This window comes from Bacteroidota bacterium, from assembly GCA_016711505.1.
GTDB lineage: Bacteria > Bacteroidota > Bacteroidia > AKYH767-A > 2013-40CM-41-45 > JADKIH01.
Genome location: JADJSV010000003.1, coordinates 351,162 through 372,970, shown reverse-complemented (window position 1 = coordinate 372,970; position 21,809 = coordinate 351,162). Strand labels below are relative to the sequence as shown.

Genomic DNA, 21,809 nt, shown 5'->3' with positions numbered 1-21,809 from the left:
TTCATATTTCTTTAAGCCAATTTAATGAAACAATAATAACTAATAAAGAGAAAATAACTAATACAAAAAGCATTTGAAGAAAGCTTTCAATACTGCAAACTTAACAAATTGAAAAAATTAGTTCAACTGTGATTTACACCACCACCCCACTCATTACCCCCACAAAATCATCAAACAAATAAGTACTGTCATGTGGCCCCGGAGCTGATTCAGGATGGTATTGAACAGAGAAAGCAACACGGTCGCGGACACGCATACCTTCGATTGTATTGTCATTTAAATTGATGTGCGTGATCTCTACATCTTTTGATTTACGCATCTGGTCTTCGATCACGGAGAAGCCGTGATTTTGTGAAGTGATCTCGCAACGACCGGTGATAATATTCTTTACAGGGTGATTGATGCCTCTGTGTCCGTTGAACATTTTGTATGTACCGACACCGCACGCTTGTGCAAGTAACTGCTGGCCCAGGCAAATTCCGAAAAGTGGAATGTTTTGTTTGAGGATATCTTTGATGTTGCTAATAACATCTGTCATCGTTACAGGATCGCCGGGACCATTACTCATCATAATGCCATCCGGTTCCCAGTCGTGAATATCTTTGTATTTTGTATTGGCAGGAAAAACCTGAACGTAACAATCTCTGTCTACAAGATTGCGGATAATATTTTTCTTCACACCGAAATCCATTACTGCAACTTTACGTTTTGCATTCGGATTACCTGCGAAGTAAGGTTTCTTCGTACTCACTTTACTCGACAATTCCAGACCTTCCATAGAAGGAACTTGTTTCAATTTTGCCTGAAGAATTTCTATGTCAGTTGTATCAGATGAAATGATACAGTTCATTGCACCTTTAGAACGGATATGACGCACGATTGCGCGAGTATCTACATCTTCTATTGCAACAACCTTGTTCCGTTTAAAGTACTCGTCAATCGATTCCACTGCACTCTTGCGGCTGTACTGTAAAGAAAAACTTCTGCAGATCAATCCGGAGATACTGATGCCGTCGCTTTCTACTTCCTGCGCATCACCGGCACTAATACCATAGTTTCCGATATGAACATGTGTCGTAAGCAACATTTGTCCGAAGTAAGAAGGATCCGTAAAAATTTCCTGGTAGCCGGTCATGCCGGTATTAAAGCAGATCTCCCCCGTCGCAGTCCCCATAGCCCCCGCTGCCGAACCATGAAAAATGGTTCCATCTTCTAAAAGTAAAATAGCCGGGGATTTTTGTTGGTATTTCATGACGAGAGAAGTTTGGCGAAGGTACTGATTTTCTCCTTTCTGAGATCGGAGTGTTTATAAATTGATTCTTCTTGGGGGTTCAAAGGTTTTCAGGTTTGCAGGTTTACAGGTTTGCAGGTTTGCAGGTTTGGGGTTTCCACAGAATGTGCCTATTTTATCCCTTTAATTGTAATTAATAGATGGTAATAAAGAACAAATTTACCTACAACGCTAAACCTGCAAACCTTAAACTTGCAACCTGCAAACCAAAATATCAACCAAATTCCCATCCACTATAAATTCCGTATTTTGCGTCCAAAACAAAACCACATGGAATCCACTTTCGACCTTGCCCGCACCAGTCGCGGAACCCTTGAAAAATTTCTGACTAAATATTCTCTGGAACAATTGAATAAGATCCCGGCGGGATTCAACAATAACCTGATCTGGAATATAGGACATATCGTGGTTGTGCAACAGATGCTCATTTACAGATTATCTGGCTTACCGATGCTTGTAACTCCTGAAATGGTCAACTCCTACAAACGGGACTCAAAGCCGGAAGGCGATGTTTCGCAGCGGGAGGTGGATGCAATCAAAGCACTTCTTCACCATCCGATCGACAAAACTCAGGAGGACCTGAAAAACGGAATTTTTCAGAATTACACTGAATTTACTACCCTCACCGGCTATACCATCCGTAATGCTAAAGAGGCCATCATGTTCAACAATTTTCACGAGGCCATACATACCGGTGTGATGATGGGAATCAGGAAGTTTTTATAAGGGCTGATTTAAAGTTTGCAGGTTTGGCGTTAAAGGGGCTTTTTTCGAATTGTTCCTTTGACGGAAATTTCTCCTTTCAAAAAACTAAAGCTTTATGAATCTACGATTACAATTACCTGCAGAAGTAACTAATCGAACAAAGTATAATCCGGTTTTAAATTCACTCACATCAACCGAAGGGTTCTTTACGTTATCAAATTTTTTGTGATATATAATATTCCCTAAAACATCAGTAATACTTATTTCAGAAACTGATTGCTTCGTTGTAATATTTAACAAGAATGAAACCGGGTTCGGAAAAATCTGGACTTCATCATAATTAATATCCGGATTCGCTTTAGAATTAAGATCCAGTTTTGCAAGAATTACATTATAAGAACTGACACAATGTAAAGTGTCGGGTCCAAACACTCCCGGATCGCTTTGGGAAATTCCCACTACATTAAAATTATCATTTGAGTCATACACATTATCATAACCATTGTCATCTGATGTACCTCCCGCCTGAATCACCCAATTTACATCGCCGGTCAATGGATCTAATTCTGCAACATACAGATCATTCACCGGAGGTTGAGTAAAATTTTGCAGAAGCGTATTACCAAACATAATAGAATCACTGTTGAATGATCCGGAAATTCCAATCTTACCAGACGGACTCCAGTCTACTCCGAAGATCTGATCAACTGAGCTCCCTCCGATCTGAAATTTCCACTCTAAATCACCGGAAGAATTCATTTTTGTGATATAGGAATTTAATGTCCCTTTGTTTACTAAATATTCTGAACTATCTAAAAATAGTGTATCACACTGAAAGCTACCTATAAAATAAATATTTGAAAAGTCATCAGTAGTAACTCCAAAAGATTTATTATGATAACTTCCAGTACCTGAAAAATTTTTACCCCAAACTTCATTACCTGCGGCATCGTATTTCAAAGTAACCACATTTTGCCTTTGAATGTTATTAAACAGAGTATCGTTTGCAAATATAAAACAAGGGTCATAAACATCACCGATTACTATTACATTTCCGGAAGGATCGGTTGTAATTCCCATTGTCCTCACAGTAGACCCTCCACCATATGTACCATGGAAAGTTTTTGCCCAGACACACTCTCCTGAAGTATCTAATTTTGCAACATATCCATAACTTTGATTTGAATCAGCGGGAACGGTCAAATTGCCGAAATCTATCAATTCAGCATAACACGTTCCACCAATAAAAATATTATCTCCATCGGAGTAAATTGTATAAGTGTTAACCAAGGAATAACGAGAAGAACCTTTAATACTTTTCGCCCAAATAACATTCCCGGTTGGAGAATATTTTATCACAAAACCATTGTATCCGCCTCTTGATTCAATATCAATTGAATCGACAGTAAGAACAGAGTCATTGAAATTTCCTGCTGCATAAATATTTCCTGAGTTATCTGTACAGATCTTTAATATACTTTCAACACCATCTCCATGAACACCTCTTCCCCACAGAACATTTCCTGACGGGTCATATTTTGCAATGAATGAGTCGTAATATGTTCCTGACGCCGTATCATTCCCAAAAACAATAGTTCCATTCCAGAAAGTTCCTGAAACGATTAAATTATCGGAGTCATCGACAGCAATACGCGTATCTCTTATTTGTCCTGCCCCTGAATTTTGCCTCGCCCAGATCCATGAAGGAGTTTGCGCATCAGAAAAAGTGCTGATTAAAATAAACAACAGAAAATAAACACTACATATTCTTCTGATCATTGCTTGATAATTTTACTGACTACATTTGAATCTCCATCATTCAATTCAAGAAAATAAATTCCGTTTGTCAAAAACTCCAGATTGAATGTAGTAAATTCATTGCCTTTCAGATCAGATACTTTCTTACTGAAAACAATCTGGCCAAAAATATTTTTGACATTGATAATTCCTGAAAAGTTATCAGTTCGATTAAGGTTAAATGACATCTCTCCGGTAAAAGGATTTGGAGAAACTGTGAAGTCAGACTTACCGAAAAGTTCATCTAATCCTACACTGATTGTCACGTAACATGTATTAGTCATTACAGGAGAATTTTGATCAAAATAAATATAAGCAGTATTCGAGATCTGGTCTGCAAAGGTAAGAGTCGGCAACGCCTTTAAACGATAAGTGATATAGCCGTGACTCAGTGGTTCGTTTGTCCCGGTATCAGGAAGATTTATTCCGTTGAAATGAAATCCCATCACACGGTTCGGATAAAACACCACATTAAAATTATGACTGGAACTTATAACTTCAAATGTTGACAGATCGAGATTTGTACTTATTGTATCAAGTATTCTTACGAGATATGCAGTGTCAGTTCCTGTATTCTGAAAATGAATCGTGAAGTCTGCAAATTGTCCTGTCACCATCTGCAATACAGAAAGATTTTCCGGTGATACAGTCTTATAATTCGGATCAAATGAATTTGACACTAGCTGATTTTGTGCGTGAATATTATCTACAGGAAAAATATCTGAGCCGCTTGCTTCGACTCCTGCGACATATTCAATATACGCTCCTATGGGAAGACTATTTGAGACGGAAAAATAAATGACAATATCATCACTTCCTCCGATCGGCAATCCTGAATAATTCCAGAACATTGTATCACCGCTCATAGTATATCCGGATACAGATGCTGAATCAACAGTGAGACCTAACGGAACAATTGCATAAACACGTCCGCTTTCAGTGACCGGTCCTTTGTTTCTATATGTAAGTGTCATCTCAATAGGAAGTCCCGGACGCGCATTATTTCTGTTCAATGCGAATGAAACTTTTACATCGTGTACACCGGGTATTGGTTGAAGAGCGAAATTCAAGCCGCCTACAATAGAATCATTTCCAAGTAGAGTAATTGTTGTATCAGATGGAACAGAAACATAATATGAAGGAAGATTGGCTACATTCAAAGTATAAGTTCCTGCAGGAAGAAAATCGGAATAATTTCCATTCGGTAAAGTATTGGTATGAGTCGAAGAAGAGGTAGTAACGATTGCCTGTGAATATGGTATGTCACCAGCATCATAAACTGCATTTGAATTCATATCAAAATAGACCTGCCCTTGATAGATATTGCTGCCATGCACATAAAACCCATTATGTATAATCATTGGACCATCTATCGCATTATAATAGTTAACATTATACAAGCCCGTAGGAGCTCCTTGAGGTACCGTGAAAGAAGCAGATGGATAGGTTGTGTCTGTCGACCAATAATCATAACGCCTATAATAAGTGAAATTAAAATTTCCCTGGCTGAAATTAAACTGCAATGTTGAACTCGCTATTGCGAAATGTGTATTAACCCCAGATAAAGTAGGTTGAAAATTTTGTCCGACATATGCGTTATCAGGATTGATACCTGTCAGCTGAGGAGAACTTGTTGAAGTTACAGAAAAAAATTCGACCACGTACCGAAATAACCGCTCTTAACACGCCAGTATATTGTACCATTTATAGAGTTCAAGGGTAATTCTGAAACAGATGAATGGGCTTTAAAAACTGTAATAAATGTGCTGTCATAACTTACCTGCAAGGAATAGCCGGTCGAACCGGATACATCTGTCCAGTCAAAAAGTATCGTTCCTGCCGGAACAACTTGTCCATTTGCAGGACTTAATAATGTTGGCTGAGAAAAACTTTTTTCCGTTTTGCAAAAGATGAAAGCTAAACTAAAGATCAGTGTAATTATTTTTTTCATGTGCGGGTTTTTATTTTTTCTCTTTACTTCCAAACTATTCGATAAGCTAAACCACTTCAAAATTTGTTGTTTTTCCCTATGAAGAATTCTGATAGCAGAATAAAACAAATATAAAAAATTAAAAATACAATTCTGTTTTTTAATGAGTTGGGAGTCGAAATTTGTGAGTCGAAAAACGAATTATGACTCACAACTCACAAAAAAAAAGAGGACAGAACTTCCGCTCTATCCTCTCTTTCAAATTTTATTAGTAACCGACTACTCGTCAGATTTCTTTTTCTTCGCTGCTTTTTTAGGAGCTTCTTCACCTGCATCAGCTTTTGGTTTCTTTGCTGCTGCCGGTTTCTTTGCTGCTTTTGGTTCTGCAGTTTCAGCTGCATCATCAGTTGCTTTTTTCTTAGCACCACCACTACGGCGAGTTGCTTTTTTAGCAGGAGCTGCAGATGCTTTTCCTTCACCACCATAGATCGTGTTGAAATCTACCAGTTCCATCATGCACATTTCTGCATTGTCGCCGGGACGATTTTCAATCTTGATGATACGAGTATATCCACCCGGACGATCAGCAATTTTCGGTGCGATCTCACGGAATAATTCTGTTACAGCATCTTTGTCTTGCAGATAAGAGAAGACAGTACGACGTGAATGCGTAGAGTCGTCTTTACCGCGAGTTAAGATCGGCTCAACATATTTGCGGAGCGCTTTCGCCTTTGCAAGCGTTGTGTTAATACGTTTGTGCAGGATTAGCGATGCAGCCATATTAGAAAGTAATGCCTTTCTGTGGCTTTGCGTTCTGCCGAGATGATTGATTTTTTTACCGTGTCTCATTTTTCTATTCTCTTAAAGCGATCACCGTTCTGTTCCGGAGATCATACTGAATTATTTTTCCTCCGGATTATTTGCGATCGAGGTATTTACCGACATTCATTCCGAATGTTAGATTTTTTGAACGTACCAGTTCTTCTAACTCTGTAAGTGATTTCTTACCGAAGTTACGGAACTTCAAAAGGTCTGCTTTGTTATAAGAAACAAGGTCGCCCAGTGTTTCAACATCGGCAGCTTTCAGACAATTAAGTGCACGCACTGAAAGATCCATATCAACAAGTTTAGTACTCAACAGCTGACGCATGTGAAGTGTATTCTCGTCTAATTCTTCAGTCGGTGTTTTCTCTTTTGTCTCAAGTGTGATTTTCTCATCAGAGAAAAGCATGAAGTGATGGATCAGAATTTCTGCTGCTTCTTTCAATGCTTCTTTCGGGTGAATAGAACCATCAGTCGTGATCTCCATGATCAGTTTTTCGTAATCTGTTTTTTGTTCAACACGATAGTTCTCGATTGAATATTTCACGTTACGGATCGGCGTGTAGATAGAATCTACAGCGATCGTTCCGATTGGAGCACTGCTGTTTTTGTTTTCTTCAGATGGAACATAACCGCGGCCTTTGTCGATGTTAAGATCGATCGTAAGTTTCACGCTTGTTTCCATATTACACAATACTAATTCCGGATTCAACACCTGGAATGCAGTAGTGAATTTGCTGATATCGCCTGCAGTAAACTGAGTTTTACCGCTTACACTGATCGTTACTTTTTCAGTGTCTGTTCCCTGAATCTGTTGTTTGAAACGCACCTGTTTTAGGTTCAGGATAATTTCAGTAACATCTTCTACAACACCTTTGATGGTAGAGAACTCATGATCCACGCCTGAAATTTTGATTGAAGTAATTGCATGTCCTTCTAATGAAGAAAGCAAAATTCTTCTCAATGCATTACCGACGGTAATTCCATACCCCGGTTCTAGTGGACGGAACTCGAACACACCGTGACGGTCGTCAGAGTTAATCATGATCACTTTATCCGGTCTCTGAAATGCTAAGATGGCCATTGTATCGTTTGTATTTAAAGGTTTGATTGGTTAAAAATGGAAAGTATGTAATGAGATCTTTCCGCTCTCTGTAAACACGTAAGTGGTGAGTTGTAAGCAGTGAGTGGCAAAGCGAAACTGTGCTACTCACTACTTACTGATTACTACTTACTGTATAGTTCGACAATCAACTGCTCCTTGATCGATTCTGGGATCATGTCGCGTGATGGTCCGCTAAGGACTTTTCCTGTCATTGATGCTCTGTCCCACTCTAACCATGCATGACGGCTAGCTGAAGATGGAGCATTGCTAACGATCACCTCAAGAGCTTTTGATTGCTCACGAACTGCTACTACGTCACCCGGGCGACAAGTATAAGAAGGGATGTTAACTACTTTACCATTCACAGTGATATGACGGTGAGAAACTAATTGACGAGAAGCCATACGTGTTGGTGCAAGACCAAGACGGAATGTAACGTTATCTAAACGAAGCTCGATCAACTGTAAAAGGTTTTCACCTGTTACGCCACCTTTGCGGGAAGCACGGTCGAAAATTTTCGCGAACTGACGCTCCAGAATTCCGTACATGTATTTCACTTTCTGCTTTTCCATTAACTGGACAGCGTACTCGCTTTGTTTAGCACGTTTCTTAGTTTGTCCGTGTTGTCCTGGAGGATAGTTCTTTTTTTCAAGTACTTTATCCGGTCCGAAGATTGGCTCACGAAATTTACGTGCGATCTTTGAAGTAGGGCCTATATATCTTGCCATGGTAAATTATTTCTGATCTTTAATAAAACTAAATAAAATTATACTCTACGCTTTCCTTTAGGACGGCATCCGTTGTGAGGGATTGGAGTTAAGTCCATGATCTCAGTAACTTCGATACCTGATTGGTGAAGTGTACGGATAGCTGACTCACGTCCGCCGCCCGGTCCTCTTACGAAAACTTTCACTTTACGAAGTCCAAGGTCGAAAGCTGCTTTCGCGCAATCAGCAGCTGCTAACTGAGCAGCATACGGAGTGTTCTTTTTCGAACCTTTGAATCCCATTTTCCCTGCTGACGCCCAAGAGATAACTTGTCCTGAATCATTCGTCAAAGAGATGATGATATTGTTAAAAGTGGCGCTGATAAATGCTTTACCGAACGCTTCTACTTTCACCACTTTTTTCTTAGCGGCTTTAGTACTTTTGTTTGTTGTTTGTTGAGTTGCCATGAGGATCAATTACATTTTAGTTGCCTTCTTCTTGTTGGCAACAGTTTTACGTTTACCTTTTCTGGTACGGGTGTTCGTTTTAGTACGTTGGCCACGAACCGGAAGGCCATTACGGTGACGCATACCACGGTAGCAGTTGATATCAACCAGACGTTTGATGTTCAGTTGAGTTTCAGAACGCAGCGCACCTTCAACTTTTAATTCGTTGATGATTGTACGGATCTTCGTAAGTTGATCGTCATCCCATGCATCTACTTTCACGCTTTGGTCGATTCCGGCTTCATTCAGGATACGTTCAGCCGTTGAGCGACCGATTCCGAAAATGTACGTGAGGCCAATGACGCCTCTTTTGTGTTTTGGTAAGTCAATACCAGCAATACGAGCCATTTATTCTTGGTTTGTTTGTTTTGTTTTTATATCAGATGTTATCTAAAACCTGTCGGGATTACCCTTGACGCTGCTTAAAGCGTGGATTCTTTTTGTTGATAACATACAATCTTCCTTTTCTGCGAACGATCTTGCAGTCGACGCTTCTTTTTTTAATAGCAGGTTTTACTTTCATCTCTATTATTTTTGGTGAGTAGTAAGTGGTAAGTGGTAAGTAGAATCCTTACTCAAGTTCACTATTTGCTATTCACTATTCGTTTATGACTATTCGTTTTTGTATTCCTTTTTCAATATTTGTATGTAGTGCTACTTACTACTTACCACTCACTACTTACTTATATCTGTAAGTGATTCGTCCTTTAGTAAGATCGTAAGGTGACAACTCCACTTTTACTTTATCACCGGGAAGGATTTTAATATAATTCATTCTCATTTTTCCCGAGATGTGAGCGATGATCTCGTGACCATTTTCCAGTTCGACTCTGAACATTGCATTTGACAATGCTTCAGTGATCGTTCCGTCTTGCTCTATGTTTGCTTGTTTTGCCACTCTCAGTTGGTAACTTTTGTATTTATGTTATTCTTTAATGCTTCTTCAATAAATTCGAATGAGCTTAGTATATCCGCTGTGCCTTTTCCTATTGCCACTGTATGTTCAAAATGTGCCGAAGGTTTTCTGTCCGCTGTACGGATCGTCCAACCATCTTTCTCATGAACTACTGCTTTCGTTCCCATGTTGATCATTGGTTCGATGGCAATAATTAAACCCTCTTTCAGTACTAAGCCGGTACCACGTTTTCCGTAATTGGGAACTTCCGGTTTTTCGTGAAGGTGCCGACCTATTCCATGACCGACTAATTCACGAACCACAGAGAAGCCGTGTGATTCTGCATATTCCTGAATTGCTGAACTGACATCACCGAGTCTGTTTCCGACAATGGCTTTTTCAATTCCTTTCAACAGCGACTCACGTGTTATTTTCAATAACTGTGCACTCTCTTCTGCAACTTCACCGATAGCAAATGTATATGCAGAATCGCCGTAGAAACCATTTTTAAGTACACCGCAATCCACTGAACAAACATCACCTTCTTTCAATACATCTATATTAGGGATGCCATGAACGACTTGAGCATTCATTGAGATACACAATGAATTTGGAAATCCATTGTAATTCAAAAACGCCGGTGTCGCCTGGTGATCACGGATAAATTCTTCCGCAATACGATCCAGCTCCAGTGTGGTAATGCCCGGTCTGATAGCTTTCGCTACTTCAGCAAGGGTTTTGGCAACAAGCAAAGAACTCTCTCTTACTAATTCAATCTCTTCTTTCGTTTTATAAAATAGCATCGTAATTGGATGTTATATTATTAAACAGCCGAAGCGGCTTGTGTACTTCTTCCTTTGATTCTTCCGGTCTTCATTAATCCGTCGTAGTGACGCATCAATAAATGACTTTCTATCTGTTGTAATGTATCTAATACAACACCCACAAGGATCAGCAAGGAAGTACCACCGTAGAAGTGAGCGAAGTTGTTGTTAATATTCATAAGAAGGGCAAACGTTGGCAGGATGGCGATGATCGCAAGGAAGATCGATCCCGGAAGCGTAATGCGTGATATTACATCATCAATGAATTCTGATGTACTTCTTCCCGGCTTGATGCCCGGAATGAATCCGTTATTCTTTTTCATATCATCAGCCATCTGATTTGCATTTACTGCGATTGCAGTATAGAAATAAGTGAAGAGGATGATCAATGTAGCGAATACGAAATTATACCAGAATGATGTGAAGTTTCCGAATGTTGCAAGAATACCTTGAGAAGCAGCTGCATCAGGGAAGAATTGAGCGATCGTTGCAGGAATGAACATGATCGCCTGAGCGAAGATGATCGGCATTACACCTGCAGCGTTTACTTTAAGAGGAATGTACTGACGTACTCCACCGTATTGTTTGTTTCCAACGATCTTCTTGGCAAAGTTGACCGGTATTCTTCTGGTCCCTTGTACGAGCAAGATGGTGAAAGCGATTACTGCACCTAAGGCGACGAGTTCTAAAAGAAGTACAACCATTCCACCATTTGAATTTGCACGTGACAGAACTTCATCACGGAAAGACTGTGGTAGACGGGCAATGATACCCACCATGATGATCAGAGAGATTCCGTTTCCAAGACCTTTGTCCGTGATACGCTCACCTAACCACATTACGAATATAGTACCGGCAACAAGGATAACGATCGATGTGAACCAGAACGTGAAAGGAGAAACCAGTTCAGGATTAGTTACTGAGATGATTGCATTCGGAACTTGTGCACGAAGATTCACGATGTATCCCGGAGCCTGGAAAGCTGTGATGACCACAGTTAACCAACGGGTAATATTATTGATTCTCTTTCTTCCTGATTCACCTTCTTTCTGCATTTTCTGGAAATAAGGAACTGCAATACTAAGAAGCTGGATCACGATCGATGCAGAGATGTATGGCATGATACCAAGTGCAAAGATCGAAGAATGCGAGAACGCACCACCGGAAAACATATCTAACAGACCCAATACACCACCAGAAGTCTGGTTTTGCAGAGCTGAAAGTTGATTAGGATCAACACCCGGTAACACGATGTGTGTACCTAGACGGTAGATCAAAAGAAAGAAGAGCGTATTCAATATACGTGTTCTTAGATCTTCGATCTTAAATATATTCCGGATAGTTTGTATCAGATTTTTCATACTTGAATTTAGATGGTAGTTGTAGAACCGCCTTTTGTTTCAATAGTAGTTGTAGAAACGCCTTTTGTTTCAATTGTAGTTGTAGAACCACCTTTTGCTTCGATTGCTTCAGTAGCTGTTTTAGAGAAAGCGTGTGCTTTCACTTCAAGTTTTGATTTTACTTCACCACGACCTAAGATTTTCACTCTGTCGTTTTTTGAAGCAAGACCATTTTTTACCAGCATATCAACGTCGATGCTTGACACTTTTAATGTTTCAGCAAGTGACTGAAGTGTATCAAGGTTGATTCCGTGGAATTCTTTACGGAATGGATTCTTAAATCCGAACTTAGGAATACGACGTTGCAAAGGCATTTGACCACCTTCGAAACCACGCTTAGAGCTGTAACCTGAACGTGACTGTGCACCTTTGTGACCACGCGTAGAAGTACCGCCGCGACCTGAACCGGTACCACGACCGAGTCTCTTATTTGTTTTTACTGAACCTTTAGCAGGTTTGAGTGATGATAGATTCATGATTAATGTCTTGTCAATATTAACAATCGCTAATGTATTGCTTAATTTTGTGTTACTGTTACCAGATGCTTCACTACGTTGATCATTCCTTTGATCTGTGGAGTATGTTCCACTTCAACTGAACGGTTCATTTTTGTCAATCCTAAAGCATTCAGAGTTTTCTTCTGATTACTTGGGCGATCGATACCACTTTTTACAAGTGTAATTTTAACTGTTGCCATTGGTTATGGTTGTTATATCATTAAGGCGATTAGCCATTAAATACTTTGGTCATTTTAATTCCGCGGTGTTGAGCGATAGTAGCAGGATCCCGCATGTTTGACAATGCATCTATTGTTGCTTTTACCACGTTGTGTGGGTTAGAGCTGCCTTTTGATTTTGCCAATACATCATGGATACCAACGCTTTCAAGTACTGCACGCATGGCACCACCTGCAATCACTCCTGTTCCGGGCGCGGCAGGTTTAAGGAAAACCAATGCACCGCCGTATTTACCGTATGATTCGTGAGGAACTGTTCCTTTCATGATCGGAACTTTTACCAGATTTTTTTCGCATCGTCGATACCCTTCTGCACTGCATCGGTTACCTCTTTTGCTTTTCCAAGTCCGTGACCTACAACTCCTGCTTCATCACCAACTACGATGATTGCTGCGAAGGTGAAAGCACGACCACCTTTCGTTACTTTAGTAACACGGTTTACAGTTACGAGACGATCTTTCAATTCGATCTCGCTTGACTTAACTCTCTTTACGTTTGTTGCTGACATAGTACTTTTATTCAATCAAAATGAATGATAATTAAAACTGTAGACCTGCTTCACGGGCACCTTCTGCAAGAGCCTTGATACGGCCATGATAAAGGTAACCTCCACGGTCAAACACAACGGCACTGATTCCGCTTTGCTGTGCTTTTCCTGCGATCATCTTACCTACTTCTTTTGCGACATCAACTTTATTTCCTTTTACGGTAAATTCTTTTGCACTTGAAGAAGCGGCAACTAATGTTACTCCTGCTACATCATCGATAAGCTGGGCATAAATTTGTTTATTGCTACGGAAGACAGATAAACGCGGACGTTGTGCTGTTCCTTTGATCGTACGACGAATACGTGTACGGATACTATTTCTGCGGAGCTGTTTTCTTAACATGATCTCAATTATTTTTTAGCGGCTGACTTACCGGCTTTTCTTCTCAGAACTTCGCCGCTGAATTTAATACCTTTTCCTTTGTAAGGCTCAGGAGCACGCAATGAGCGGATCTTTGCAGCAACTGCACCTAGTAATTGTTTATCTGCGCTTTCTAAGATCACAGTTGGGTTTTGCCCTTTTTCTTGTTTAGTAGAAACTTTAACTTCTGCAGGAATTTCGAAGATGAAATGGTGAGAGTATCCAAGTACAAGATCCAATAACTGACCGTTGTTTGTTGCTTTATAACCTACACCTACTAATTCCTGTTGCTTTACAAAGCCTTCTGATACGCCAATGATCATATTACTGATCAATGAACGATATAGGCCATGCAGAGCGCGATGTTGTTTCGCTTCTGAATCACGATTCACAGTTAGTGTAGTTCCATCGATAGCGATAGAAACTCCATTAACAAGTACCTGTTTAAGTTCACCTTTCGGGCCTTTAACATGCACGGTCTTCCCGTTTACTTTGACCTCAACTTTGGCCGGAATCGTTATTGGTAATTTTCCAATACGTGACATCTGATTTCTTTTTTAATGATTAATAAACATAACAAAGTACTTCTCCACCAACTTTTTCCGTCTTCGCTTCTTTATCGGTCATGACACCTTTAGAAGTTGATAGAATGGCAATACCAAGACCGTTGATTACACGCGGCATAGCTTCTACGCCTGCGTATTTACGAAGTCCGGGTTTGCTGATACGTGTTAAATTACGGATCGCAGGAACTTTCGTAACCGGATGATATTTCAAAGCGATTTTTATAAGGCCTTGTTTAGTGTCCTCTTCGAATTTATAGTCGAGGATGTATCCTTTTTCTTTAAGGATTTTTGTCATTTCCTTCTTTAAATTCGAGGCAGGTATCTGCACGATGCGGTGATTTGCTCTCACGGCATTTCGAATTCTTGTAATGAAGTCTGCAATAGGATCTGTCATTGTACTATTTTTAAACTTGTCCTTGTTTTAATTATTTATTACCAACTAGCTTTTGTAACTCCCGGAATTTTTCCATTCAGAGCCATTAAACGGAACACGTTACGTGATATCCCGAACGTACGCATGTAACCGCGTGGTCTTCCTGTTAATTTGCAACGATTGTGCATACGTACAGGTGAAGAGTTTTTTGGAAGTTTGTCAAGTGCTTCATAATCACCGGCAGCTTTAAGTGCAGCGCGCTTTTCAGCATAACGGGCATTCATACGCGCACGTTTCACTTCTCTTGCCTTCATTGATTCTTTTGCCATGAGTATATTTTCTTTAGCTGGATTATTAATTTGTTCTGAATGGTAAACCGAATTCTCTTAAGAGCTCCATCGCTTCTTCGTCAGTCTTTGCAGACGTAACAAATGTGATGTCCATTCCGGTTACTTTATTTACTTTATCGATATCGATCTCAGGGAAGATGATCTGCTCAGTAACTCCTAGTGTGTAGTTACCGCTGCCATCAAAACCTTTCGGATTGATTCCACGGAAATCACGGATACGAGGAAGAGAAACAGAGATCAAACGATCAAGGAATTCGTACATGTTCACATCACGAAGAGTAACACGTACTCCGATCGGAACATTCACACGAAGTTTGAAGTTCGAGATATCTTTCTTTGACTTTGTCGGTACAGGTTTCTGTCCTACGATCTGAGTCATTTCATTCAATGCTGAATCAATAAGTTTTTTGTCACTTACTGCATCACCTACACCTTGATTCACACAGATCTTTAACAGACGTGGAACCTGCATTGAGCTTTTGTAGTTGAATTTTTTTGAAAGAGCAGGTACAACTTCTTGTTTATACTTGTCTTTTAATCTTGGAACGTATGCCATTATTTGATTACCTCCTCAGACTTTTTAGAATAACGAACTAATTTGCCTTCCACTTCTTTGTAAGCTACGCGAGTAGTTTTTCCTTTGCCGTCGACCAGCATCACATTTGACATGTGAATAGGAGCTTCTTTTTTCACGATACCACCTTGAGTGTTTTTTGCGTTTGGTTTAGTATGCTTACTAACCAGATTGACCCCTTCAACCAGGACCTTACGATCCTTAGAGATCACTTCAAGGACACGTCCTTGAGAACCTTTCGAATCACCGGCCATCACTTTCACGATATCGCCTTTGCGTAGGTTGAGTTTGGGTTGTTTATTGAATTTTCTTTCCATTGTAAGGAACTATTAATCGTTAAATATTAAAGTACTTCTGGTGCTAATGAAACTATTTTCATGAATTGCTTCTCGCGAAGTTCACGGGCTACCGGTCCGAAGATACGTGTACCACGTAATTCGTCTGTAGCTGTAAGAAGCACTACTGCGTTGTCGTCGAAACGGATGTAAGAACCGTCATTACGTTTTACTTCTTTTTTCGTACGTACGACAACCGCTTTTGATACCGTACCTTTTTTTACGTTTCCTGAAGGAAGAGCATGCTTAACGGTTACTACTACTTTATCACCTAAGCTGGCGTATTTCTTTTTTGTACCACCCAACACCCGGATACAAAGAACTTCTTTGGCTCCGCTATTGTCTGCTACTACGCATCTGGATTCTTGCTGTATCATCTATATCAGTTGTTATTCGTTTATCGATGCGATTACTTTGAGGAGTAACCGGTAAATTATTTTGCTTTTTCTAAAATCTGTTTCAATCTCCAGTTTTTTGATTTACTGAGAGGGCGGGTTTCGGCGATCAGAACAAGGTCTCCGATTCCTGATTCGTTTTTCTCATCATGTGCCATGAATTTCGTGGTCAATTTGATGAACTTTCCGTATTTCTCGTGTTTCACTTTACGTTCGACAGCTACGACGATGCTTTTGCTCATCTTGTTGCTGACAACAACACCGATACGTTCTTTACGTAAACTGCGTTTTTCTGTTGAAGTATTTTCCATTGGTCTGATTACCGCTTTTATTAGTTAGAATCGGTTTTTTGACGACTCGTTAATTCTGTATGAATCATCGCTATGCCGCGACGTGTTGCACGAATCTTCATTGGGTTCTCGATTGGAGAAACCGCATGATTCATTTTCATTTTCAGATAGATCGCTTTCTCTTCTTCAAGACGTAAGCGAAGTTCATCTGTTGTTAATTCTTTGATATCTGCTATTTTCATTGCTATCAGTTATTATTCTTTTTTCGGATCAGTACAGATTATTGTGCTGCTGCTGCATAATCACGGCGAATGACAAATTTTGTATTCACTGAAAGTTTTTGTGCGGCTAAGCGTAATGCTTCGCGGGCGATGTTTTCCGGAACACCTTCTGCTTCGAATATCACAGTTCCCGGTTTTACAACTGCTACCCAGAATTCAGGAGCACCTTTACCTTTACCCATACGAACCTCTGCAGGTTTACGTGTGATCGGCTTGTCAGGGAAGATACGTACCCAGATCTGACCTTCACGTTTCATGTATCGCGTTACCGCTACACGAGCTGCCTCGATTTGTCTGCTGGGTAACCAACCTGTTTCAAGAGATTTTATTCCGAATGAACCAAAAGCCAATTCGTGACCGCGGGTTGCATTTCCTTTCGGAACCATTTTATGTTGTTTTCTGAACTTAGTTTTCTTCGGCTGTAACATGATCTACAGTAATTATTTCTGATTAACTCTTAGATTAAAATTTATTTGGGCTTATTTTCTTCCACCCTGGCCACCACCGCGATTTCCACCGCCCTGACCTCCACGATTTCCACCGCCACCCTGGCCACCGCGATTTCCACCGCCACCTTGACCACCGCGTCCGCCACGACCACCTCTGTCGCCGCCTCTGTTATCACCACCTCTTGATGGTGTACCAAAGCCTTTTCCTGAACCTGCACTGCTCGTTGCGTTTGAGCCTACGTTTGGAGAAAGATCTCTCTTTCCATAAACTTCACCTCTGCAGATCCATACTTTGATACCGATCTTACCGTAACTTGTTTGTGCTTCAGAGATCGAGAAATCGATATCGGCACGGAATGTATGTAATGGAACTCTTCCTTCTTTGTATTGTTCTGTACGTGCCATCTCTGCACCACCTAAACGACCTGAGACCATGATACGAATACCTTCAGCTCCCATACGCATTGTAGATGCAATTGACATTTTTGCTGCACGACGGAAAGAGATACGGGCTTCGATCTGACGAGCGATACCATCACCTACCAGTTGAGCATCAGTTTCCGGACGTTTGATCTCGAAAATGTTGATCTGAACATCTTTCTTAGTAAGCTTCTTGATCTCTTCTTTCAATCTGTCAACTTCCTGACCGCCTTTTCCGATTACAATACCCGGACGAGCAGTATGAACAGTAACGGTGATCAGCTTTAATGTACGCTCAATAACAATTTTTGAAACGCCGCCTTTTGCAAGACGTGCCATTAAGTATTTACGGATCTTTTCGTCTTCAACCAGTTTATCGGCGTAGTTTTTTCCACCGTACCAGTTGGAGTCCCATCCTCTGATGATTCCAAGTCTATTGCCTATCGCGTTCGCTTTTTGTCCCATCGTGTTTTATTCTTGATCCGCCGCGGCGGATAAATTTTTTAGATTTTGATAGTGATTATTTTGTTTCTGCTGCCGGAGCTTTTGTTCTTGCTGCAGTTGTCTTTGCAAGACGATTTGCAATTCCTACTTCTTTCTTCGAAGGTTTACGATTCTCCATGTTGTCAAGGATGATCGTTACGTGGTTTGAACGTTTACGGATCCTGTTACCACGACCTTGCGGTGCCGGACGAAGACGTTTCAACATTCTGCCGCTATCAACAGCAATTGTTTTCACATACACAGTTCCTTCATCGATCTTCTGACCACTTTTAATTTCCCAGTTTGTGATAGCAGACTGTAAAAGTTTTTCAAGACGTTTTGCCGGTAATTTGGCATTGTAGTGAAGTATGTTTATTGCCTTCATGACTTCAACTCCACGGATAAGATCCGATACAACACGTGCTTTACGTGGTGAAGTTGGCGCCTGCACATTACGTGCAATCGCTGTGGTCTTCAAGGTTTCTTTGCGCTTTTCTGCAGCTAATCTTTTTCTAACTCCCATGACTTAATTGAGTGTTTATTATTTTTCGTTACGGTTACCACTGTGACCACGGAATGTACGTGTTGGTGAGAACTCACCGAACTTATGACCTACCATGTTTTCGGTTACGTAAACCGGAATGAATTTATTTCCATTGTGCACAGCGAATGTGTGACCTACGTAATCCGGAGAGATCATCGAAGCACGTGACCATGTTTTGATCACAGTTTTCTTTTTACTCTCATTCATCTTTACCACTTTTTTATCTAAGTGATGAGCGATGTATGGACCTTTTTTTAGTGAACGAGCCATTGTTTTTTGGTTATTTGTCTGTGATGTTGCTTTTGATTATTACTTCATCACTCCGACTTTATACTTTATTTCTTACGTCTTTCAATGATATATTTATCTGTAGTCTTATTCTTGCGGGTCTTGAAACCTTTTGCAAGTAAGCCTTTACGTGAACGTGGATGACCACCACTTGCACGACCTTCACCTCCACCCATCGGGTGATCAACCGGGTTCATGGCAACACCACGAACTCTTGGACGACGACCAGCCCAACGTGAGCGACCGGCTTTTCCTAACTGCTCCTGCATATGATCTCCGTTAGATACAGTACCGATCGTCGCAAGACAAGTAGTAAGGATCATACGTGTTTCACCTGAAGGCAATTTGATGATTGCATATTTACCGTCACGGGCTGCAAGTTGTGCATATGTTCCTGCACTACGAGCGATATCTGCACCTTGACCCGGGCGCAATTCAATTGCATGGATCAATGTACCCAGTGGAATATCTTTAAGGAACATTGCATTTCCTATTTCAGGAGTTGCAGTTTCGCCGGACATGATTTTTTGTCCAACTTTAATTCCGTTTGGAGCTATGATGTAACGTTTCTCTCCGTCTTTGTAATAAACAAGAGCGATACGTGCTGTACGATTCGGATCATACTCTACCGTTTTAACTACGCCTTCAACACCGTGTTTATTACGTTTGAAGTCGATCAGACGGTACATTCTTTTGTGACCACCACCTACATAGCGCATAGTCATTTTTCCATCATCATTACGGCCACCCGATTTTTTAATCGGAACGACCAGAGATTCTTCAGGACGGGATGCTGTTATATCGTCGTATGAATCAACAATCGTGTGACGTTGACTCGGAGTAATCGGACGAAGTTTCTTTACTGCCATTTCTAGTTAGTATTAAATGTTGCTATAGAAGTCGATTGTTTCACCTTTTTTCAAAGTAACAACGGCTTTTTTATAAGAACCTGTACTTCCGGTTGTAACACCAGTCTTAGTATAACGGGTCTTAATTTTTCCCGGAACACGCATAGTATTGATGCGTTCAACTGTTACGTTGTACATTTTCTCGATTGCCAGTTTGATCTCGATCTTATTGGCTTTGTAGTCAACTACAAATCCATAGTGCCCAAGTTTTTCACCGGCTTTTGTCATCTTCTCAGTGATGAGAGGTTTTTTCAGGATACTCATTTGTCTAAGAATCTATTTTCGATAACTGATACAGAACCTTCGACCAGCACGAGCGACTGTGCATTTAGGATGTCGTAAGTATTCAATTCTGCTGCAGTAGTTATTTTTTTGCGCTCAAGGTTACGGCTTGACAAGTAGATATTCTTATCGTGTGCCGGTAATACAAGAAGAACTTTTTTATCAGTCAGATTAAGATTCTTCATGATGCTTGCGTAATTGCTGGTCTTTGGAGAATCCATTTTGAAATCTTCAAGGATCATTGCATTTTGTTCTTTCGCTTTGTAAGTAAGAGCTGAAAGACAAGCAAGGTGTTTAAGTTTCTTGTTTAGTTTGAAATGATAATCACGTGGACGAGGTCCGAATGCGCGACCACCACCAACGAATAAAGGCGACTTCATTGAACCTGCACGGGCACCACCGGTACCTTTTTGACGTTTCAGTTTCTTTGTAGTACGTGCGATCTCAGCACGCTCTTTCGATTTGTGAGTTCCCTGACGTTGATTGGCAAGAAATTGCTTCACATCAAGATAGATTGCGTGATCGTTTGGTTCTATTGCGAAGATGCTTGTATCAAGCTTTACCTTCTTACCGGTTTCTTTACCGGCTGTATTTATGATAGCTACTTCCATGATTATTTCTCCACAATTACATATGATCCAATATGACCCGGAACCGCTCCTTTGATAACCAAAAGATTTTGTTCAGCAATCACTTTAATTACTTCAAGGTTCTGGATCTTAACACGCTCATGTCCCATGTGACCACCCATACGCATACCCTTCATAACTCGTGAAGGATCTGAAGATGCTCCCAATGAACCCGGCGCACGAAGACGGTTGTGCTGACCGTGAGTCTGCATACCTACTCCACTGAAATGGTGACGTCTTACAACACCTTGAAAACCTTTTCCTTTTGATGTTCCGATCACGTTCACAAATTCACCTGCTGTAAAAAGATCAGCTTTGATCTCACTACCTAATTCAGGTGTTTCAGGAAATTCACGAAACTCAACTATTTTACGTTTAGCTCCTGAGTTCACTTTTTTGAAATGACCAAGTTCAGCTTTTGTAGAATGTTTATCCTTTTTGTCGTCAAATGCCAATTGAACAGCATCGTATCCGTCATTACTTTTTGTACGGATCTGGCTGACAACACACGGTCCGGCAAGGATCACGGTGCATGGAAGATATTTTCCATCTGCGCCGAAGACACTTGTCATTCCGATTTTTTTTCCAATTATTCCAGACATTGTTTTTTGTTTTTATTAGTCAGAGGTTTGGTTTTTACACCAGACATTCACTTTTGAATTCGTTATTCAGTTTATGATGCTTTGATTTCAACTTCTACTCCACTTGGTAATTCAAGCTTCATTAGTGCATCTACAGTTTTTGCTGATGAGTTATAGATGTCGAGCAAACGCTTGTATGAACATAATTGAAATTGTTCACGCGCTTTCTTGTTCACGTGCGGTGAACGAAGTACAGTGAAGATTTTTTTATCTGTAGGAAGTGGAATAGGACCATTCACTACAGCACCTGTGATCTTCACAGTTTTCACGATCTTCTCTGCTGATTTATCAACCAGATTGTGATCGTATGATTTTAATTTGATGCGGATTCGCTGAGACATTTTAAAGAACGTTTATTATTGATTATACTATCAG

At 40.4% G+C, this 21,809-nt stretch carries 34 protein-coding genes and 1 pseudogene; 1 reads left to right on the top strand and 34 read right to left on the bottom strand.

Annotated features, from left to right (window positions below):
* Positions 1–133: 133 nt before the first annotated feature.
* Entirely contained in the window at positions 134–1,252 is a 1,119-nt protein-coding gene (gene carA, locus IPL24_07545) for a glutamine-hydrolyzing carbamoyl-phosphate synthase small subunit (protein MBK8363536.1), read from the bottom strand.
* Between the two features lie 309 nt (positions 1,253–1,561).
* On the opposite strand from carA, the gene IPL24_07540 reads away from it, so the two are divergent.
* Positions 1,562–2,017: a DinB family protein gene (locus IPL24_07540; protein MBK8363535.1), complete on the top strand. Its 456-nt coding sequence runs from the start codon at positions 1,562–1,564 to the stop codon at positions 2,015–2,017.
* An 84-nt stretch (positions 2,018–2,101) separates the two neighbouring features.
* On the opposite strand, the gene IPL24_07535 is transcribed toward IPL24_07540, so the two are convergent.
* The 33 genes and pseudogenes from IPL24_07535 to rpsJ all read right to left on the bottom strand — a co-directional run bounded on the left by IPL24_07535 (position 2,102) and on the right by rpsJ (position 21,775).
* On the bottom strand, positions 2,102–3,775 hold the full coding sequence (locus tag IPL24_07535) for a T9SS type A sorting domain-containing protein (protein MBK8363534.1): 1,674 nt from the start codon (positions 3,773–3,775) through the stop codon (positions 2,102–2,104).
* Entirely contained in the window at positions 3,772–5,454 is a 1,683-nt protein-coding gene (locus IPL24_07530; protein ID MBK8363533.1) for a T9SS type A sorting domain-containing protein, read from the bottom strand. Before IPL24_07530 ends, IPL24_07535 begins: the two co-directional genes overlap by 4 nt.
* Positions 5,433–5,744: a hypothetical protein gene (locus IPL24_07525; GenBank protein MBK8363532.1), complete on the bottom strand. Its 312-nt coding sequence runs from the start codon at positions 5,742–5,744 to the stop codon at positions 5,433–5,435. Before IPL24_07525 ends, IPL24_07530 begins: the two co-directional genes overlap by 22 nt.
* Before the next feature lie 258 nt (positions 5,745–6,002).
* Positions 6,003–6,572 (bottom strand): 50S ribosomal protein L17, encoded by a 570-nt coding sequence (rplQ, locus tag IPL24_07520; GenBank protein MBK8363531.1) that lies wholly within the window; start codon positions 6,570–6,572, stop codon positions 6,003–6,005.
* Positions 6,573–6,639: 67 nt separating this feature from the next.
* Positions 6,640–7,629, bottom strand: a complete 990-nt coding sequence (locus tag IPL24_07515) for a DNA-directed RNA polymerase subunit alpha (GenBank protein MBK8363530.1) — start codon at positions 7,627–7,629, stop codon at positions 6,640–6,642.
* Between the two features lie 143 nt (positions 7,630–7,772).
* A complete protein-coding gene (gene rpsD / locus IPL24_07510; protein MBK8363529.1) occupies positions 7,773–8,378 on the bottom strand; it encodes a 30S ribosomal protein S4 in 606 nt (201 codons plus the stop codon).
* Between the two features lie 38 nt (positions 8,379–8,416).
* The gene (gene rpsK / locus IPL24_07505) at positions 8,417–8,824 is read right to left on the bottom strand and encodes a 30S ribosomal protein S11 (GenBank protein MBK8363528.1); all 408 of its coding nucleotides are present in this window, start codon (positions 8,822–8,824) and stop codon (positions 8,417–8,419) included.
* 9 nt (positions 8,825–8,833) lie between these two features.
* Positions 8,834–9,211 carry a 30S ribosomal protein S13 gene (gene rpsM, locus IPL24_07500; GenBank protein MBK8363527.1) on the bottom strand — a complete coding sequence of 126 codons (378 nt, stop codon included), beginning with the start codon at positions 9,209–9,211 and terminating at the stop codon, positions 8,834–8,836.
* A gap of 58 nt (positions 9,212–9,269) precedes the next feature.
* Positions 9,270–9,386, bottom strand: a complete 117-nt coding sequence (gene rpmJ / locus IPL24_07495) for a 50S ribosomal protein L36 (protein MBK8363526.1) — start codon at positions 9,384–9,386, stop codon at positions 9,270–9,272.
* Between the two features lie 156 nt (positions 9,387–9,542).
* Positions 9,543–9,761 carry a translation initiation factor IF-1 gene (gene infA, locus IPL24_07490; GenBank protein ID MBK8363525.1) on the bottom strand — a complete coding sequence of 73 codons (219 nt, stop codon included), beginning with the start codon at positions 9,759–9,761 and terminating at the stop codon, positions 9,543–9,545.
* Positions 9,762–9,763: 2 nt separating this feature from the next.
* Complete coding sequence (map, locus tag IPL24_07485; GenBank protein MBK8363524.1) at positions 9,764–10,561, bottom strand: type I methionyl aminopeptidase; 798 nt, start codon at positions 10,559–10,561, stop codon at positions 9,764–9,766.
* Positions 10,562–10,581: 20 nt separating this feature from the next.
* Positions 10,582–11,943 (bottom strand): preprotein translocase subunit SecY, encoded by a 1,362-nt coding sequence (gene secY / locus IPL24_07480; GenBank protein ID MBK8363523.1) that lies wholly within the window; start codon positions 11,941–11,943, stop codon positions 10,582–10,584.
* 8 nt (positions 11,944–11,951) lie between these two features.
* Complete coding sequence (gene rplO / locus IPL24_07475) at positions 11,952–12,458, bottom strand: 50S ribosomal protein L15 (protein MBK8363522.1); 507 nt, start codon at positions 12,456–12,458, stop codon at positions 11,952–11,954.
* 41 nt (positions 12,459–12,499) lie between these two features.
* Positions 12,500–12,679, bottom strand: a complete 180-nt coding sequence (gene rpmD, locus IPL24_07470) for a 50S ribosomal protein L30 (protein ID MBK8363521.1) — start codon at positions 12,677–12,679, stop codon at positions 12,500–12,502.
* A gap of 29 nt (positions 12,680–12,708) precedes the next feature.
* Positions 12,709–13,226, bottom strand: a pseudogene (gene rpsE, locus IPL24_07465) (30S ribosomal protein S5).
* A gap of 31 nt (positions 13,227–13,257) precedes the next feature.
* Entirely contained in the window at positions 13,258–13,608 is a 351-nt protein-coding gene (gene rplR / locus IPL24_07460; GenBank protein MBK8363520.1) for a 50S ribosomal protein L18, read from the bottom strand.
* A gap of 8 nt (positions 13,609–13,616) precedes the next feature.
* Positions 13,617–14,171, bottom strand: a complete 555-nt coding sequence (gene rplF, locus IPL24_07455; GenBank protein MBK8363519.1) for a 50S ribosomal protein L6 — start codon at positions 14,169–14,171, stop codon at positions 13,617–13,619.
* 19 nt (positions 14,172–14,190) lie between these two features.
* Positions 14,191–14,586, bottom strand: coding sequence for a 30S ribosomal protein S8 (gene rpsH, locus IPL24_07450; GenBank protein MBK8363518.1), 396 nt, complete (start codon positions 14,584–14,586; stop codon positions 14,191–14,193).
* 38 nt (positions 14,587–14,624) lie between these two features.
* Complete coding sequence (rpsN, locus tag IPL24_07445; protein MBK8363517.1) at positions 14,625–14,894, bottom strand: 30S ribosomal protein S14; 270 nt, start codon at positions 14,892–14,894, stop codon at positions 14,625–14,627.
* A 25-nt stretch (positions 14,895–14,919) separates the two neighbouring features.
* Positions 14,920–15,471, bottom strand: a complete 552-nt coding sequence (gene rplE / locus IPL24_07440; protein MBK8363516.1) for a 50S ribosomal protein L5 — start codon at positions 15,469–15,471, stop codon at positions 14,920–14,922.
* Positions 15,471–15,806: a 50S ribosomal protein L24 gene (gene rplX / locus IPL24_07435; protein MBK8363515.1), complete on the bottom strand. Its 336-nt coding sequence runs from the start codon at positions 15,804–15,806 to the stop codon at positions 15,471–15,473. The genes rplE and rplX overlap by 1 nt, the downstream gene beginning before the upstream one ends.
* A gap of 26 nt (positions 15,807–15,832) precedes the next feature.
* Complete coding sequence (rplN, locus tag IPL24_07430) at positions 15,833–16,201, bottom strand: 50S ribosomal protein L14 (protein ID MBK8363514.1); 369 nt, start codon at positions 16,199–16,201, stop codon at positions 15,833–15,835.
* A gap of 56 nt (positions 16,202–16,257) precedes the next feature.
* Positions 16,258–16,530: a 30S ribosomal protein S17 gene (rpsQ, locus tag IPL24_07425; protein ID MBK8363513.1), complete on the bottom strand. Its 273-nt coding sequence runs from the start codon at positions 16,528–16,530 to the stop codon at positions 16,258–16,260.
* Between the two features lie 20 nt (positions 16,531–16,550).
* The gene (gene rpmC / locus IPL24_07420) at positions 16,551–16,751 is read right to left on the bottom strand and encodes a 50S ribosomal protein L29 (protein ID MBK8363512.1); all 201 of its coding nucleotides are present in this window, start codon (positions 16,749–16,751) and stop codon (positions 16,551–16,553) included.
* Positions 16,752–16,789: 38 nt separating this feature from the next.
* Positions 16,790–17,218 (bottom strand): 50S ribosomal protein L16, encoded by a 429-nt coding sequence (rplP, locus tag IPL24_07415; protein MBK8363511.1) that lies wholly within the window; start codon positions 17,216–17,218, stop codon positions 16,790–16,792.
* A gap of 51 nt (positions 17,219–17,269) precedes the next feature.
* A complete protein-coding gene (gene rpsC / locus IPL24_07410) occupies positions 17,270–18,124 on the bottom strand; it encodes a 30S ribosomal protein S3 (GenBank protein MBK8363510.1) in 855 nt (284 codons plus the stop codon).
* A 55-nt stretch (positions 18,125–18,179) separates the two neighbouring features.
* Positions 18,180–18,665 (bottom strand): 50S ribosomal protein L22, encoded by a 486-nt coding sequence (rplV, locus tag IPL24_07405; protein MBK8363509.1) that lies wholly within the window; start codon positions 18,663–18,665, stop codon positions 18,180–18,182.
* A gap of 18 nt (positions 18,666–18,683) precedes the next feature.
* A complete protein-coding gene (rpsS, locus tag IPL24_07400) occupies positions 18,684–18,956 on the bottom strand; it encodes a 30S ribosomal protein S19 (GenBank protein MBK8363508.1) in 273 nt (90 codons plus the stop codon).
* A 65-nt stretch (positions 18,957–19,021) separates the two neighbouring features.
* Positions 19,022–19,843 carry a 50S ribosomal protein L2 gene (gene rplB, locus IPL24_07395; GenBank protein ID MBK8363507.1) on the bottom strand — a complete coding sequence of 274 codons (822 nt, stop codon included), beginning with the start codon at positions 19,841–19,843 and terminating at the stop codon, positions 19,022–19,024.
* A gap of 12 nt (positions 19,844–19,855) precedes the next feature.
* Positions 19,856–20,146, bottom strand: a complete 291-nt coding sequence (rplW, locus tag IPL24_07390) for a 50S ribosomal protein L23 (protein ID MBK8363506.1) — start codon at positions 20,144–20,146, stop codon at positions 19,856–19,858.
* Positions 20,143–20,775, bottom strand: a complete 633-nt coding sequence (gene rplD, locus IPL24_07385) for a 50S ribosomal protein L4 (GenBank protein ID MBK8363505.1) — start codon at positions 20,773–20,775, stop codon at positions 20,143–20,145. The genes rplW and rplD overlap by 4 nt, the downstream gene beginning before the upstream one ends.
* 2 nt (positions 20,776–20,777) lie before the next feature.
* A complete protein-coding gene (rplC, locus tag IPL24_07380; GenBank protein MBK8363504.1) occupies positions 20,778–21,395 on the bottom strand; it encodes a 50S ribosomal protein L3 in 618 nt (205 codons plus the stop codon).
* A gap of 71 nt (positions 21,396–21,466) precedes the next feature.
* Entirely contained in the window at positions 21,467–21,775 is a 309-nt protein-coding gene (gene rpsJ / locus IPL24_07375; protein MBK8363503.1) for a 30S ribosomal protein S10, read from the bottom strand.
* Positions 21,776–21,809: the final 34 nt, after the last annotated feature.